Origin of the sequence: Arthrobacter alkaliphilus, assembly GCF_021483235.1 — a bacterium.
Classification (GTDB): domain Bacteria; phylum Actinomycetota; class Actinomycetes; order Actinomycetales; family Micrococcaceae; genus Arthrobacter; species Arthrobacter alkaliphilus.
In genome coordinates, this window is sequence record NZ_JAKEEC010000072.1 from 1 (window position 1) to 380 (window position 380).

Genomic DNA, 380 nt, shown 5'->3' on the forward strand with positions numbered 1-380 from the left:
AACGTCGAAACCGTGCCCCGGATCTTCAAGCGCATCCGCCCCGCGTTCCGCTACGACCGCTCCCTGGACGTCATCAGCCAGGGCCGCGCCGCCGGCATGGTCACCAAATCCAACCTGATCCTGGGCATGGGCGAAACCAGGGAAGAGATCTCCGAGGCCCTGGCCGACCTGCACGCCGCGGGCTGTGACCTGATCACCATCACCCAGTACCTGCGCCCCTCCGAACGGCACCTGCCCGTGGACCGCTGGGTCAAACCCCAGGAATTCGTCGACCTCGCCACCGAAGCCGAAGAAATCGGCTTCCTCGGTGTCATGTCCGGCCCCCTGGTCCGCTCCTCCTACCGCGCCGGACGCCTCTGGGCCACCGCGATGCGCAAAAA

At 66.6% G+C, this 380-nt stretch carries 1 protein-coding gene; it reads left to right on the forward strand.

Going from position 1 to position 380, the window contains the following annotated elements; all coding sequences use genetic code 11:
* On the forward strand, positions 1–380 hold a 380-nt coding region (locus L0B83_RS19635), incomplete at both ends, for a lipoyl synthase (protein ID WP_504745249.1).